The 15,122-nt window shown below is 71.6% G+C and carries 14 protein-coding genes; 6 read left to right on the top strand and 8 right to left on the bottom strand.

What is annotated here, in order from left to right:
- Window positions 1–64: 64 nt before the first annotated feature.
- A complete protein-coding gene (locus ABEB28_RS16990; RefSeq protein ID WP_345729084.1) occupies window positions 65–2,746 on the bottom strand; it encodes a winged helix-turn-helix domain-containing protein in 2,682 nt (893 codons plus the stop codon).
- A 117-nt stretch (window positions 2,747–2,863) separates the two neighbouring features.
- Complete coding sequence (locus ABEB28_RS16985; protein ID WP_345729083.1) at window positions 2,864–3,511, bottom strand: TetR/AcrR family transcriptional regulator; 648 nt, start codon at window positions 3,509–3,511, stop codon at window positions 2,864–2,866.
- Between the two features lie 114 nt (window positions 3,512–3,625).
- Between ABEB28_RS16985 and ABEB28_RS16980 the strand changes: the two genes are divergently transcribed.
- Window positions 3,626–4,831, top strand: a complete 1,206-nt coding sequence (locus tag ABEB28_RS16980) for an FAD-dependent oxidoreductase (RefSeq protein WP_345729082.1) — start codon at window positions 3,626–3,628, stop codon at window positions 4,829–4,831.
- A gap of 68 nt (window positions 4,832–4,899) precedes the next feature.
- Here the strand turns inward: ABEB28_RS16980 and ABEB28_RS16975 are convergent, their stop codons facing one another.
- Window positions 4,900–6,609, bottom strand: coding sequence for an IlvD/Edd family dehydratase (locus ABEB28_RS16975; protein WP_345729462.1), 1,710 nt, complete (start codon window positions 6,607–6,609; stop codon window positions 4,900–4,902).
- Window positions 6,610–6,751: 142 nt separating this feature from the next.
- Here ABEB28_RS16975 and ABEB28_RS16970 point away from each other — a divergent pair, with 142 nt between their 5' ends.
- Together ABEB28_RS16970 and ABEB28_RS16965 are read left to right on the top strand one after the other, a co-directional pair.
- Window positions 6,752–7,762, top strand: coding sequence for a zinc-dependent alcohol dehydrogenase (locus ABEB28_RS16970; protein WP_345729081.1), 1,011 nt, complete (start codon window positions 6,752–6,754; stop codon window positions 7,760–7,762).
- Window positions 7,763–7,846: 84 nt separating this feature from the next.
- Window positions 7,847–7,984: a hypothetical protein gene (locus tag ABEB28_RS16965; RefSeq protein WP_345729080.1), complete on the top strand. Its 138-nt coding sequence runs from the start codon at window positions 7,847–7,849 to the stop codon at window positions 7,982–7,984.
- A gap of 5 nt (window positions 7,985–7,989) precedes the next feature.
- Here ABEB28_RS16965 and ABEB28_RS16960 read toward each other — a convergent pair whose 3' ends face one another.
- The 5 genes from ABEB28_RS16960 to ABEB28_RS16940 all read right to left on the bottom strand — a co-directional run bounded on the left by ABEB28_RS16960 (window position 7,990) and on the right by ABEB28_RS16940 (window position 12,741).
- Window positions 7,990–9,405 (bottom strand): hypothetical protein, encoded by a 1,416-nt coding sequence (locus ABEB28_RS16960; RefSeq protein ID WP_345729079.1) that lies wholly within the window; start codon window positions 9,403–9,405, stop codon window positions 7,990–7,992.
- Window positions 9,405–9,989 carry an RNA polymerase sigma factor gene (locus ABEB28_RS16955; protein ID WP_345729078.1) on the bottom strand — a complete coding sequence of 195 codons (585 nt, stop codon included), beginning with the start codon at window positions 9,987–9,989 and terminating at the stop codon, window positions 9,405–9,407. The genes ABEB28_RS16960 and ABEB28_RS16955 overlap by 1 nt, the downstream gene beginning before the upstream one ends.
- A complete protein-coding gene (locus tag ABEB28_RS16950) occupies window positions 9,986–10,507 on the bottom strand; it encodes an SAM-dependent methyltransferase (protein ID WP_345729077.1) in 522 nt (173 codons plus the stop codon). The genes ABEB28_RS16955 and ABEB28_RS16950 overlap by 4 nt, the downstream gene beginning before the upstream one ends.
- A gap of 119 nt (window positions 10,508–10,626) precedes the next feature.
- Window positions 10,627–11,280 carry a VanZ family protein gene (locus ABEB28_RS16945; protein WP_376980278.1) on the bottom strand — a complete coding sequence of 218 codons (654 nt, stop codon included), beginning with the start codon at window positions 11,278–11,280 and terminating at the stop codon, window positions 10,627–10,629.
- Window positions 11,281–11,418: 138 nt separating this feature from the next.
- A complete protein-coding gene (locus ABEB28_RS16940) occupies window positions 11,419–12,741 on the bottom strand; it encodes an LRV domain-containing protein (protein ID WP_345729075.1) in 1,323 nt (440 codons plus the stop codon).
- Between the two features lie 146 nt (window positions 12,742–12,887).
- On the opposite strand from ABEB28_RS16940, the gene ABEB28_RS16935 reads away from it, so the two are divergent.
- The 3 genes from ABEB28_RS16935 (at window position 12,888) to ABEB28_RS16925 (ending at window position 14,858) form a co-directional block, all read left to right on the top strand.
- Window positions 12,888–13,385: a pyridoxamine 5'-phosphate oxidase family protein gene (locus ABEB28_RS16935; protein WP_345729074.1), complete on the top strand. Its 498-nt coding sequence runs from the start codon at window positions 12,888–12,890 to the stop codon at window positions 13,383–13,385.
- 41 nt (window positions 13,386–13,426) lie between these two features.
- A complete protein-coding gene (locus ABEB28_RS16930) occupies window positions 13,427–13,831 on the top strand; it encodes a YciI family protein (RefSeq protein ID WP_345729073.1) in 405 nt (134 codons plus the stop codon).
- 85 nt (window positions 13,832–13,916) lie between these two features.
- A complete protein-coding gene (locus tag ABEB28_RS16925) occupies window positions 13,917–14,858 on the top strand; it encodes an alpha/beta hydrolase (protein ID WP_345729072.1) in 942 nt (313 codons plus the stop codon).
- Window positions 14,859–15,122: the final 264 nt, after the last annotated feature.

Below are 15,122 nucleotides of genomic sequence, written 5' to 3'. Positions count from 1 at the left end.
GGGGTCGCCGGGTCTACTCGCCGGGGCCTACTCGCCGGGGCCTGGTCGCCGGGTCTCGGCGCAGTCAGATCAGGCCGAGCGCCCGGGCCCGGCGGACCGCCTCGCTCCGCCGCGAGACCGAGAGCTTGCGGAAGATGCTGCGCACATGGGTCTTCACCGTGTTGATCGAGACGTACAGAGTCGCGGCGATCTCCTCGCTCGGCAGCATCGCGGCCATCTGGAGCAGGACGTCCATCTCGCGCTTGCTGAGCGGCTCCACGAGCACCGGGTCGTCCTCCGGCGCCGGTCCGCGGCGGGGCGCCTCGGCCTGGTCGGTGCCCGGTAGCCGGAGGCGGTCGCGCAGCTCGGGAGCCTCCCGGAGCAAGCGACGGAGCGCCGGACCGATCTCGTTGAACGGTCGGCGTAACGACTCGGGGGACGCCGCCCGCAACGCTTGGCGCACGGCTCGGTGCGCCCGGTCGGGATCGTCGTCCTCCGCAGCGATCGTCGCCAGCAACAGCCAGGCGTCGACCAGTACGGAGGCCGGTGCGTCCGTGGTGCTGACGACCGTCTGTACGAGCTGCTGCGCCCGGTCGAGTTCCCCGACGGCGAGCTGGACGGCGGCACGAACGACGGTGGTGTCCGCGTCGTCCGGGCCGTCCAGGGTTCGGAGGATCACCTCGGCCTCGGCCGGCTGACCGGCGGCGATCGCCAGCCGGGCCCGGTTGAGCGCGAGCTCGCGTTCGAGCCAGAGCGGGGGAGGGTCACCAGCGGACACGTCCAGGGCCGCGCGCGCCTCCCGTAGCTCGCCACGGGCACGGAGCAGTCGGGCCCGGACCAGGGCGGCGCCTGCCCGCACCGCCGGGTCGCACGGCGGATGCGCTGCGGCAGCGCGCAGGTGATGCCAGGCCTGCTCCACGTCGTACCGCTCGGCGGCCACCCACGCCAGCGTCAGCTCCGCCACCGACGAGGGGTGGACCCCCGCCGTCCCGCCGTGCTCCGCGGCCTCCCGCGCCTTGCCGGCGAGCGCCGCCGCCTGACGGAGCCGACCGCGGTGGGCTTCGATCAGTGCGAGCTGCTCGAGTGCTTCCCGGCGTGGGCCGGCGCAGCCCGCGGCGCCGGCTGCGGTGACCGCTGCCCGGAGGGTGCCGACCGCGTCGTCGAGCTGCCCCAGTCGGCTCTCGGCCACGCCTCGCGCCGCCAGGAGGATCGCGTCGGCCTCGGCGCGACGTTCGCGGACCTCGGGGGGAGCGCGACGGAGCAGCACGTCGGCGACCCGCGCGGAGTGCACGACCCGCACGGAGTGCCGTAGGTCCTGTGCGAGCAGCACTTCCAGCAAGATTCCGGCGAGCGCGATCGGATCGGGACAATCACCGCCGTTGCGCTCCAGCAGGAGGGCGCGGGCTTCGTCGAGCAACCGCGCGCACCGCTCGGTCTCGCCGTCGGCTGTGGCCAGCGCGGCCAGGACGAGTGCGCTCTCCGGGGTCTCCGCAGGCTCGGGGGTGGCGGCGAGAAGCTCGCCCGGTCGGCAGCGTCGGCCGTGCAGGGCCAGTTCCCCGATTGCGTAGCCCTGGATTACAAGGGCGGCGGCCGCGGCCGGGTTGCCGGCCGCGATCGCGTGTTCGACGGCCCGGATGAGGTCGCCGTTCGCGGCGTGCCACCGGGCCGCGCGCTCTTGTAGCCCGATCAGCCGGTCCGGAGCGTCCAGCGCCAGCTGGGTCCGGAGCAGGTCGGCGAAGAGCCGGTGGTAGCGGTAGACGGCGGCATGCCCGTCCACCGAGACGACGAACGCGTTCACCCGGCGGAGAGCGGCCAGCATCCGTCGGCTGTCACTGCGTCCGGTCACCGCGTCGGCCAGTTCCGGGGTGAACACGTCGAGGATGCTGGTTTCGAGCAGGAAGGTCCGGACGTCCCTGTGCTGGGTGCGAAGCACCTCGCCGAGGAAGTACTCGGCGATTCCGGCGTCGTCGCCGGTCAGGTCCGCGATCTGCTGGTCCGCGTCGACTCGTCCGGCCAGGGCCATGGCCACCAGCCGAAGGCCGGCCGCCCACCCTTCGGTACGTTGGAGCAGCGCGGCCATAGCGCCGTCCGTGAGCGTAATCCCGTGTAGATCCATGAGCTCGGCGGTTTCGGCCGGGCTGAACGCCAGCTCGCGGCTGTGAATCTCGGTCAACCGACCGGCCAGCCGATACCGGTGCAGGGGGAGCGGCGGATCAGACCGTCCGATCAGGATCGCCTGGAGCCGGCCGCGGGCGTGTCGCAGCACGAAATCGAGATCGGTGGCCCACTGGTAGTCGTCGTCGATGCAGGAGGTGCCGTCCAACACCAGCGTCACCGGCTGGTCCATGGTGGCGAGTTCACCCGCCAGCCACGCGAGGAAGGATCGGTGTGCGGCGGCGCCGGGAAACGGCCGCTGCGCGGAGGTGGGCAGGTCGAGTCCGGCGCGGCGAAGGCCCTCGAGCACGTAGGTCCAGAGGACGGCTGGGTCGCCGTCGCCCTCCTCGAGCGTGATCCAGACGGCGCGTCCATCGCCGGTCCGGCTGCGGAGCCAGGACGCGACCAATTGGGTCTTCCCTGCGCCCGCCGATCCGACCACGACCGCGACCGGGTCGTGTGTTGCGGCGGTCAGCGTGCCCCAGAGCCGGGAGCGGGTGACCAGGAACGGTGGCGGTTCGGGGATGGCGAACTTCGACTCCAGGAGTGGGTTTCCGCCCGGAGGCGAGAAGGCCGGGCTCCCGGAGAGCGTGATTGCGACGTCCGTGGCCACACGACCCCCAAGCCGACATCGGGAACCAGGCGAGTCCCGCTCAGCCTGGCGCGATCGTCGCTCCGGCGCATCACCCGATCCGGATAGTCGCATCACTCATCGTCGTGGAAGAACCACTCAGTCGGGGGCCGCGCTCAGGAGGTAGCGGGCGGCGGTCTCGCCCAGTCGAGCCACGAACGCCTCGTCGTCCTCGATCACCGCGGTGGCGAAGCCGGGCCCGTAGGCCACCCGGATCATGGTGGTGGCGAACACGGTGTCGAAACACGTCGACGTGGCGGCGTCGGCGTCGTCGTGCGTGAAACGGTCGCGCAGCGGCGCGAGCACAGCGACGAACTGCTCGCCGAGCGCGCGGCTGTACCTCGACCCTCGTCGCCGGATCTCGGGATGGGAGGCGGAGAGCAGCACCACCGGGCGGAGAAAGCGCTGATGACGCAGCGCGATGCGCACGGTCTCGGCGACCACCGCCCGTACCAGTTCGGCGGGTTCCCGGTCGGTCCAGTGGTCGGCCGGGTCGAGCGCTTCCTGGTCGGCGACCAGGCGGGCGATCCCGTGCTCGTAGACGGCGAGGAACAGTGCCTCTTTGCTGGTCGTCCGGGCGTAGATCGCGGGTGGCGCCACGGTGGCGCGCGCGCAGACCGCGGCGATGGTGAACGCCTCGTAGCCGTCCTCTTCGAGGATCGCCACGCCCGCGTCCAGGACCCGGTTCCACGCCTCCCGGCTACGGCGCTGCTTGGGGGGCCGGATCTCCAGCTCGGCGTCTGCCACGGCGCGCGCTCTCCCGTCGTCCGCGTGATGTCTTGACAGAACAGTAGCGGACGCTAAAGTTTCGCTCTAATAGTAGCGCCAGCTACTGTTTCCTCCGACACATTGAGGTGTCCGATGACTGCTGTCTCCCGTCGTGGTCGCGTCGCGGTGCTCGGTGCGGGGCCCGCCGGAATGGCGGCCGCTCTCGGTGCCCTGCGAGCCGGCCATGACGTCGTGGTCTACGAGCGCTACTGGGAAGCCCGCCCGGCCGGCAACATCCTCAACCTGTGGCCGCCGCCGCTGAAGGCGCTGCGGCTGCTGGGCGTGGACACCGAGGACCTCGGCGCCCCGACCGACACCCAGTTCCACAACATCCGCGGCAAGGTCCGCGTGGACGTGAAGCTCGACCCGGACGTCAAGGCCGCCTACGGCGGTGGGTTCATCGGCCTGCTCCGCCCCGAGCTCTACGAGCGGATGCTCGCCGCGATCCCTCCCGGCGTTCTCCGGTTCAACCAGCAGGTCGAGCGCATCGAGCAGGACGAGCGCGTGGTCACGCTGCACTTCGCCGACGGCAGCAGCGCCGAGCACGACGTGCTGATCGGCGCCGACGGCATCGACTCCCTCGTCCGCCGAACGCTCTGGGGCGACTCACCGAAACGCGAGCACCGACTGCACATCTTCGGCGGCTTCACGTTCGCCGACGTCGCGGGTACCGCACCGAACAAGTGCATCCTCACCCACGGCCGCACCGTTCAAGGCAGCTGGACTTCGATCCGCCACAAGGGTCGCGACGGACACCAGTGGTGGATGCTCACCGCCACCGACCCCAGCGCGCCGCCGCCGCCGGATCTGCACGCTGCGGCGGCCGAGCTCGCCACCGGGTTCCCGGCACCGTTACCAGGGCTGATCGCCGAGACCGACCCGCAGCACGTCCAGCGCTGGGTGCTCCGCGACCGCAAACCCCTCAAGCAGTGGTCCAAGGGGCGTGCCACCCTCGCGGGCGACGCCGCGCACGCCACCTCTCCGTACGCCGCCTACGGAGCGGGCATGTCGATCGAGGACGGCTACTTCCTCGGCCGCGCCCTGCACGGCGTCGACCTCACCGACCTCGACGCGGTCCGCGGCGCACTGCAGGCCTACGAGGACCCGCGCAAGCCGCACACCGCGCGGCAGGTGCAGCAGGCGTGGATGCTCGGCAAGGTCTTCCACCACACGCCCGCGCCGCTGCGCCCGCTCCGCGACTTCGTCTTCGACCACACCCCGTTCCTGCAGAAGGTCGCCGGGGATACGAACCCGGCCGATATCAACAAGCAGCTGGCGCTGATCGAGGCTTCCCGGTAGCGATGCCCGGCTTGCGTCCCTATGACGGCGCAAACCGTGCAGCGCTTCCCGCCGCCGCGGGCGCGGTGTCAGTGCGATTCGCGGCTGACTTCCGAGCCGCTGGAGCCGACGAGGAAGTCCAGGTCCGCGCCGGTGTCGGCCTGCAGGACGTGGTCGACGTAGAGCCGCTCCCAGCCCCGCTTCGGCGCGGCGAACCCGGCCACGGTGGCCTCGTTCGGGACGCGCCGGGCCAGCTCGTCGGCAGGAACGTCCAGGTCGAGACGGCGCGCCTCGACGTCCAAGACGATGAAATCGCCGGTGCGCACCAGGGCGAGCGGCCCACCGGCTGCCGCCTCGGGCGCGACGTGCAGGACGACCGTGCCGTAGGCGGTGCCGCTCATGCGTCCGTCGCAGACCCGCACCATGTCCCGGACGCCCTGCGCGAGCAGCTTCTGCGGCAGCGGCATGTTCGACACCTCGGGCATGCCGGGGTACCCACGAGGGCCGCAGCCGCGCAGCACCAGCACGGAGTCGGCGTCCACGTCGAGGTCGGGGTCGTCGACGCGGGCGTGGAAGTCCTCGATGGAGTCGAACACGACCGCTCGGCCGCGGTGGCGCAGCAGGTGCGGGGAGGCCGCGGCGGGCTTGATCAGCGCACCGGACGGGGCGAGGTTACCGCGCAGAACGGCGATGCCGCCCTGGGCCACGAGGGGCGCCTCGCGGGGGTGGATGACGTCCGGGTCCCAGATCGGTGCGTCGTCGAGGTAGTCGACCAGCGGCTTGCCGGTCACGGTCAGCGCGTCCGGGTCGAGCAGGTCGCGGACCTCCCGCAGGACCGCGAGCAGGCCGCCGGCGCGGTGGAAGTCGTCCATCAGGTACCGGCCGGCCGGGAGGAGATCGACGAGGACCGGGACGCGGGAGCCGATCCGGTCGAAGTCGTCGAGCGTCAGTTCGACGCCGAGGCGTCCGGCGATCGCGAGCAGGTGCACGACCGCGTTGGTGGAGCCGCCGATCGCGGCGAGCGCGACGATCGCGTTGGCGAAGTTGGCCTTGGTCAGGAACGTGCTCGGGCGTCGGTCCTCGGTGATCAGCTCGACCGCGAGCCGTCCGGTGCCGTGCGCGGCCTCCAGCAGCCGGCTGTCCGGCGCGGGCGTTCCGGCCACCCCGGGCACCACCGTGCCCAGTGCTTCCGCGACCAGCGCCATCGTCGAGGCGGTGCCCATCGTGTTGCAGTGCCCGCGGCTACGGATCATCGAGGATTCCGACCGGGTGAAGTCGGTCTGCGACAGGGTTCCGGCGCGGACCTCCTCCGACAGGCGCCACACGTCGGTGCCGCAGGCGAGTGTTACGCCGCGGAACGTGCCGGTGAGCATCGGACCGCCGGGCACCACGACGGCGGGAAGGTCGACCGAGGCGGCGGCCATCAGCAGCGACGGGATCGTCTTGTCGCAGCCGCCGAGTAACACCACGCCGTCGATCGGGTTGGCCCGGAGCATCTCCTCGGTAGCCATCGCGGCCATGTTCCGCCAGAGCATCGCCGTGGGCCGGACGTTCGTCTCGCCGAGCGAGACAACCGGCAGCTCGAGCGGGATGCCGCCGGCTTCGTAGACGCCATTCGCAACCGAGCGAGCGACCTCGGTCAGGTGGGCGTTGCACGGCGTCAGGTCCGAGGCGGTGTTGGCGATCGCGATCTGCGGGCGTTCGAATCCTTCGGTGGGTATGCCCCGGCGCATCCAGGCGCGGTGGATGTAGGCGTTGCGGTTCTCTCCGGCGTACCACTGCGCGCTGCGGAGCGTCATCGCGACCGCCGCCTTTCCAACTATCGACACGGTGGACTACGTTTCGGAACGCGATGGACGCTACACAGACAGCAACCCACCGTGCACCGTGCGCTCGGGTCGCTACGCCGGGCCGGGCTGGCCAGCCAGTCCTCGGACCTCGATGAAGGCGTTCGTGCTGCACGCACCGGGTGAGGCCGCCGTCGAGGAGGTACCGGACCCGGTCGCCGTCCCCGGTGAGGTCGTGGTCGACGTCGAGCGGGTCGGCGTCTGCGGCACCGACGTGGAGTTCTTCACCGGCGAGATGGCCTACCTCCACGAGGGCCACTCGTCCTACCCGATGCGGCTCGGTCACGAGTGGGCCGGCACGGTGTCCGCGGTCGGCGACGGCGTCGACCCGGCCTGGGTCGGCCGCCGGGTCATGGGCGACACGATGCTGGGCGATCAGACCTGCCGCCGCTGCCGCCGAGGGCACCAGCACGTCTGCGAGAACCGGCAGGAGGTCGGCGTCCGCGACGGCCGGCCCGGCGCGTTGGCCGAGCAGCTCGCGGTCCCGGCGTGGTCGCTGCGTCCGCTGCCCGACACGGTCGACCCCGTGCTCGGCGCACTCGTCGAACCGGGTGGCAACTCGCTGCGTGCGGCGCAGGCGGCCGCGGTGGGCCCGGGAGACCGGGCTCTGGTGCTCGGCCCGGGGACGATCGGGCTGCTCACCGCGATGTTCCTCCGCGCCGCCGGTGCCGAGGTCCACCTCCTGGGGCGCGACTCCCTCGACTTCGCCCGCAGCCTCGGCTTCGACTCCGTCTGGACCGAAGACACCCTGCCCGGCGTGCCGTTCGACGCGATCGTCGAGGCCTCGAACGCCGCCCACCTGCCCGCGCTGGCACTCGACCGCGTCGAGCCGTCCGGACGGATCGTCTACATCGGCCTGGCCGGCAGCCACAGCCTGATCGACACCCGGACGGTGGCGCTCAAGGACGTCACCGCGGTCGGCATTCTCTCCGCCTCACCCGGCCTGGACGCCGCGATCGAGGCGTACGCGACCGGCGCGGTCGACCCCCGGCCGCTGGTGGCCGCGACCGTCGGCCTGGACGCGGTCGCCGCGGTGCTGGCGGGGGAGCGACCGGCCGGTGCCGGGCCGGGCCCCAAGATCCACGTCGACCCGAGACAGCGCTGACGGCGCTGTAGGCGCCGGGCCCTATCGGCGGCGTATCCAGAAGCACATACGTGCTGGCAACCCCCCGCTTCCTTGACTGGTGACGTGAGCTACCGCGAGCCAACGGACCGCAGCCTGTGGTACGTGCTGGTGGGCTTCCTCGTGTTCTGTGTCGTGGTGGGACTGCTGTTCGGGCGGATCGCGTACGGAGTGGTTCAGACGGTGCTCGGCGCCATGTCCTGACTGCCTCAGCGCTGCGGCACGAACCAGACCCCGTTCCAGCGGTACGCGGTGGGAGACCCTTCGGTGCTGCCTCCCAGCCGCGGATGGACGGTGACCACCCCGGACTCGATGGTGAACGTCGGTCCGGTCGTCAGCGGCGATACGTATTCGACGACGCCGATCGGCACCAGGCGCCCGCCCTCGGCACCGGCGTAGGCCACGACGACGTACGACGACTCCGGCGGTCCCTGATCGCCGTAGCCCCACTGTTCGATGGAGACCACCACGTCGGTGAGGCCGTCGCCGGTCACGTCCCCGTACTGGGCGGTCTGGCCGTCGCCGATCGCGTACTGCATCCGCACCCCGCCCGGCTGTTCGACGATCGCGACGCCGTCACGGAAGCGGGCCGTGACCGCCGCCCCCAGCGCCCAGCCGGTGTCCGGCACGAAGAGCGTGACGTTCCGCCAGTCGCGGGCTGTGACGGGACGCGAAGGGCCAGCGGGGACGATCGCCGGGCCGCGTCCCTGGCCGTCCTCACCGAAGCCGCCGGCCAGGTCGGGGTCCTCGTACGCGTGGGTACGGTCACCGAGGACCGCGACCGCGCCGACGTCGATCACCATCCGCTCCTCCGCGCCGTCGGCCGCGAGCACCAACGCCGGTCCCGGCTGGTTGCCGAGCGCGACGTCGCGGGGGACGAATCGGATGCCCGGGAGCTCGGCGGCGGCCCGGAAGAGGGTGGCGCGAAGCCGAGGAGGGATCGGCGCGGTCGTCAGCATCGTGCGGACCGTCCGGAATGCGGCCAGCGACGGGTCGCCGGTCAGGCCGACAACGTCCGCGCGGAGCTGGGCACGAAGGGCCCTCGGTGTCACGTCCGCGATCGCGCGCAGCGTCTCGTAGGTCGGGTATCCGGTCGCCCGGGCGAGGTCGGGCAGGTCGCCGGGCTGCGGCACGTAGGTCGTCACCGGTGCCGGGATGCCGTCCACCCGGAGCAGGCCGGTTCGCCCGTCCAGCGAGGTCCACGTCTCCCGCAGGCTGATCCGGCCGTCCGAGCCCGCGACCTCGGTCTGGCCGTACACGACCTGGCCGACGCCGGCGCGGACGTCCGGCAGGCGCTCGGCGGCGTCGTCGATACCGGCGAGCAGCTCGGTGAGGCTCCGGACCGGCGCGGTCTGGCTGGGCGCCGGTCGGTCGGTGTCCCGGTCGACGACGGCGGCGCCGACCGCGCTCAGCCCCACGGTGACCACGAGAGCCCCCGCGGCCAGCGCCGGCTTCGGGACGCGGAACCGCGGAGGCCGCTCGGGCTCGGCGATCGTCCGCAGCAACTGGTACCGGCGGGCTTGCCGGCGGGGGAGACCCGCGGCGGGCACCGCGGGCGGCAGCAGGGCCGCGAACTCGGCGCGCTCGTCGTCGGTGAGTTCCGGCGCGGTGTCCTGGGTGCTCATCAGGGCTCCCTTCGAGGTGCGAGGGCGACGGGCCGGTGTTCGTCCGGAGCTGGCGAAACAGCGGCGCGCAGGCGGGCCTTGGCGCGGGAGAGCCGTGACCGGACGGTGCCGATCGGCACTCCCAGGGCCTCGGCGGCGTCGGCGTAGTCGAGCCCCGCGTAGACGCAGAGCGCGACCACCTCACGCTCTTGCCTGCGCAGGGCGTGCAGCGCGGTCCGGACGGCGCGCAGCCGCTCGGCGTCGTCGAGCCGGCCGGCGAGATCTTCGGCGAAGTCGGGCTCGCGGTCGGCCTCCGGTAACCGACTCATCGCCGCTGCCCGGCGGCGGCGCGACCGGACGCTGTTGCGGGCGACGTTCGTGGCGATGCCGAGCAGCCAGGGCAGCGGCGACCCGTCGGACGGTTGCAGACGTTCTCGGGTCCGCCAGGCCTCGAGGAAGGTCAGCGACGTCGCGTCCTCGGCCGCGGACCAGTTCCCGAGCAGCCGGCAGAGATGCTGGTACACCCGGTCGGCATAGTCGTCGAACAGTTCGCCGAAGGCATCCCGGTCTCCTGCACGCACCCGGCTCCGGAGATTGGTGGTCACACCTGAGTAGTGTCCACACCCCTCGGATGAGTTCCGTCCCGCCGCAGGGCGGCGTCGGGCGGGTGCCTAGGGCTCACGGGCGACGCCTCCGTACATGCCGACCTGGTAGTCCTCGACACCGGCGGTCTCGGCGTCCGGGTGCCAGCGGTGGACGAGGACGATTCGGGATCGACGAGGTCCAGGCCGGTGAAGAACTTCTCGACCTCGATCTCGTGGACGTTCGGGCTGGTCGGCAGACCGGTTCCGAGGTCGAGGAACTGGTCCAAACCGGCTTCGCTGGCCAGCCAGGCCGAGACTCGGCGCAGCCACGCTCGGCTCTGCCGTATGGAGATGCCCATCGTGGGCAGCGCCGCGAGCAGCGCATCGCCGGCTTCTCGATCGGGAGCGAAATGGTCCTTTCCCCCGATGATGTGGTTGTAGACCCGGGCCGAGTGCGGTCGGTCGGTCTGGAGGTCGACTGCGTGCTCAGCCACTGCCTCCGGATCCGGCGTCATCCAACCGAGCGTGGTCTCGTCCACAGCGGACTTCGTGTGGGATGGCAGCGCTTCGTGCGAAGCGTCCCATGCGTCCGCCACCGCCTCAATCCCACCCCGGGCCCCACCGCACTGCCCTCGGCAGGGCACGGCGGATACCCGGCTCAACGCACTGATACCGGTGCTGGGCGACACTGCTCCGACGGCTCGTCCGCTCTACTGCGCCACCAGCGGCGCGAGGCCAGCGCGGCCAGCGCCGCGCCGACGGCGTTGACCAAGACGTCATCCACCGAGGACACCCGGTCGAGCCGCAGGACGTACTGTGCGGTCTCGACCAGGAGCGAGCAGGCGGCGCCGAGCGCCAGGATCCGCGGCACGGACGCCACCACCGCGAACCGCATCGGAGCGAAGAACCCCAGGGCGGCGAAGATCAGGAGGTTGCCGACGATCCCGAGCGATCCCATCGTGGCCAGGTCCTGGAGCGGAACCAGGCTCAGTCGGCCGGGGACGACGCCGGCCCCCGCGCCCGGCATCAGGGTCAGCCACACGAACGGCACCGTCCCGTAGACCATCCCCACCTCGGCCAGCGACATCCGCCACGCCGACGGAACGCCGGCGGCACGCCGACGGTGCGCGAGCGCCCACACCGCCAGAGCAGGCAACGGCAGCCCGATCAACATCGTGAACAGCAGACCGTTCTCCGTGTCGAGGCAGCCGTGCCACTGCCCGGCCAGGCACGTCGGAGCTGACATCAGGAGCGGTCGCCGCAGGACGAACAACATGCCCGCCAGGCCGAGGATCCCGAGGCTCACGAGCACGACGCTGCGCGTGCGGTGGGGCGGTGCTGATGGGGATGCGCTGTGGTCCACGCGCCCATCGAAGTCGGTGGGCTGTTGCGACGGCGTATGCATTTTTTGATACGCCCGCGATATGCGCGGCAGCGCGCCGAGCAGCGCTCAGATCCCGGCGTCGGCGAGGGTCGCCTCGATGTACTCCGGCGGTAGGTGTGGGTTGTTCAGCGCGGACTTGACGGTCTGCGGGTCGTCGAGGAACGCGGCGAGCACCGCCGGGTCGAGCCGCGCGTGCCTGGCCATCCATCGACGCACGATCAGGCTCTCGTCCCGGGCCAGGCGTGCGATCAGCTCGTCCGGGGCGTCGCGGTCCAGGGCTACCAAGCCCCGCGCCACCTCGTCGGATGAGTCCGCGAGGTGGGTGAGGCCGGTGCGGGGGAAGTTGGGGTGGCGGAGGCCGTCGAAGCGGGTGACGAACTCGGAGCGGAGCACCACGTCGAGGAGCACCGCGGCGGGTGGCTCGGGGTGGCTCTCGGTCAGGATCAGCCGGACGATGAAGTCCTCGTCCTCGGCGAGCACGGCTACCAGGTCGGGCGGCAACTTCGGGTTGTAGGCCGCGGCCCGCCGCAACCCGACGTGCGCGGAGTACACGCATCGCCGCACGATGTCCGGGTCGGTAGCGTCCGTGACCCACGTCGGCGGCTGGATTCGGTCGGACGGGTCGATGTGGTAGTCGATGGCGGCGCGTTGTTCCTCGGTCAGCTCCGGTCGCATCGACACGGCCACCCGCACCCGGTTGTCGGGGTCGGCCACCAGCCTGGCGACGACGTCGGCGGGCAGGTGGCCATCGCGTGCCGCCCTGGCGCGGATCCACGGGTCCGGGTCGGCCGCCTCGCGCAGATCCTTGGCGGTGTCACGGGGCTGGCTGCGCCGCTCGGCCACCACGCGAACCTGTTCGTCCGGGTCGTCGAGCAGGGCGGCGAGTACGTCGCGGGGCGGGCGTTCCAGTTCCTCCAGCGCTTCCCGCCGCACCCGGGCCTCCGGATCGCGGGTGAGGGCGGCGCGGACGTCGTCCGGCGTGTGGTAGCTGAGCGCCGCCCGGAGCCGGACGGCGACCTCGGGGTCGGCCAGCACGACCCGGTAGGCCTCGGCCGGCATCGGTGAGCGCGGCAGCCGGAAGAAGTCCGTCGGGTCGGGACCGTACGCGGCCTGCTTGCGCACCGCCGGGTCAGGATCTGCCACGAGCAGCGCCCGTTGCGGACCGGTAACGCCCGGCGCGCGACCGAGCAGCATGCGGAGGGCCGGATCCTCATGGGTGGCCAGCCTCGCGGAGAGCTCGTCCGAGAACGCCCGGAGGTACTCCACCTCGCCGGGCGCTCCCGGGACCGCCCGCAGGATGCGCATCATCGCGTCCACGGGAAGCGCCGGGTTGGTGATCAGCGCGGCGGCGCGTCCCAGCGGCGTCTCGAACGGCGGTGTCTTCTCCACGGCGGTCCATCCTGGCACCCGCGGGCTACTCCGCTCCAAGCAAGATCATCGGATCGGCGCCCTCCGGGTGTCGAGAATCCGGTGCCGGCTCCGTCCCAGGGGCGCAAGCGGCCGGAAGGGGCCGCCCGACGACGGAGGTGAGTGCCGTGCACGCGACCGAGATCACCGAGATCCTCAACCGCCCGCTCAGCCAGGAGCTGCTGGCTCGCGACCTGACCCGGCTGGCCTACGTCGCCAAGGACGGCACACCGCGCAACGTCCCGATCTCCTTCGTCTGGAACGACACGCACGTCGTCATGTGCACGACGCTGAACGCTCCGAAGCTGCCGTCGCTGCGCCGCAACCCGACGGTCGCGTTGACCATCGACACCGAGGTGCACCCGCCCAAGATCCTGCTCATCCGTGGCCGCGCCGAGCTGGACGTCGTCGATGGCATCCCGGACGAGTACCTGCAGATGAACGGCGGCTACCAGATGACGGCCGAGCAGCGCGTCGAGTGGGAGGCGGAGGTCCGCTCGCTGTACGACAGCATGGTCCGGATCGTGGTGACCCCGACGTGGGTGAAGCTGATCGACTTCGAGACGACCCTGCCGACGGCGGTCGAGGAGCTGGTCCGCGAGCGCGCCGAGCGTCAGCGCGCCTGAACCGCCGTCCGTACACCTCGCGACCATCGAAGGAGCCCACCATGAAGTACCTGTTGCTGAAGCACTACCGAGGCGCCCCGGCTCCGGCCAACGACGTCCCGATGGACCAGTGGACGCCCGAGGAGGTCGACGCGCACATCCAGTTCATGCGCGACTTCGGCACCCGACTGCAGGAGACGGGTGAGTTCGTCGAGACCCAGGCCCTGTCGCCGGAGGGCACGTTCGTGCGCTACGACGGCGAGGGGCGTCCGCCGGTGACCGACGGCCCGTTCGCCGAGACCAAGGACCTCATCGCCGGCTGGTACGTCATCGACGTGGAGTCCTGGGAGCGTGCGCTCGAGCTGGCTGCGGAGCTCTCCGCCGCACCCGGGGCGGGCGGGAAGCCGATCCACGAGTGGCTCGAGGTCCGGCCGTTCTACGGGGTGCCGCCTACCATGACCGAGTGACCGGGTCGCTCTTGCCGGATCATCGCGTGGGCCGGCGCCGGTTGGGGAATGATGACTGCGTCGCCGAGAGGGACGAGGGTGTCGCATGTCCGTGTTTCATCCCGATCTGAAGGCCGGGCGTTTCATCCCCCGCTTCTCGACCGGTCCGCGCCTGACGCGCCTGATGAACCGGGCGCAGTTCAAGCCGGGTCCGCTGCCGGACGAACTGGTGGCCGAAGAGGTGGAGGCGCCGGGGCCTCCGGGGGCACCGGCGGTGCGGCTGCAGGTGTACCGGCCTCGGGATCTCACCAGCCCCGCGCCGGCGCTGCTCTGGATCCACGGCGGCGGGATGATCTCCGGTAGCAACCTCCAGGACGAGACGACGAACATCGCGTTCGCACGCGCGCTCGGGATCACGGTCGTCTCGGTGACTTACCGGCTCGCGCCGCAGCATCCGGCGCCCGCGGCGGTCGAGGACGCCTACGCCGCCCTGCGCTGGCTGGTCGCCTCCGCCGGGGAACGGCTCGTCGATGCCGACCGGATCGCGATCGGAGGCGCCAGCGCCGGTGGCGGTATCGCGGCGGCACTCGCCCAGTACGCGCTGGACCAGGGAGAGATCCGCCCGGCGTTCCAGTTGCTGATCTACCCGATGCTCGACGACCGCACCGTCGTGCGGACCGATCTGGACACGACGAACGTCCGGGTGTGGACGCCGGGGAGCAACCGTTACGGCTGGACGTCCTACCTCGGGGGCCTGGCGCCGGGCGATCCCGGGGTCTCGTCCTACGCCGCGCCGGCTCGGCGTGAGGACCTGAGCGGGCTGCCGCCGGCCTGGATCGGGGTGGGGGATCTCGATCTGTTCCTCGACGAAGACACCCGCTACGCCGAGCGGCTACGCGCCAGCGGCGTGCCGTGCGAACTCCACGTCGTCCCGGGTGCCTTCCACGGCTTCGACGCCCTGTTCCGTCGGAAGAACGTCTCGAAGGAGTTCTGGCGGGTCCAGGCCCGGGCGCTCCGCGCCGCGCTGTTCCCGCCCACCGCTGGGTAGCGAGTTCTCCGGCTCGAGTGAGGGCAAATCCCGCGCTCCGGCGCGGGCGCTAAGCGTGCGCCCTCACATGCGAAACGGAGACCGCGTGTCAGCAGTCTCCGCCATATCGAACATATAGCACAGAGGGGGACTTGTGGCAAGCCCCCGGTCGTGCCGCACAATCACCGACCGAAGCTAAAACTGCGATCCCGAATTACCCGGTGGTCGGCTCTCCGTCGGCCCACTCACCTCGCATTCACTGACCTCGCCGATGTCGCGGGGCGT

The sequence above is a fragment of the Cryptosporangium minutisporangium genome (assembly GCF_039536245.1).
GTDB lineage: Bacteria > Actinomycetota > Actinomycetes > Mycobacteriales > Cryptosporangiaceae > Cryptosporangium > Cryptosporangium minutisporangium.
Note: the sequence above shows the minus strand (reverse complement) of the source record. Positions and strands in the feature narration are given on the sequence as shown.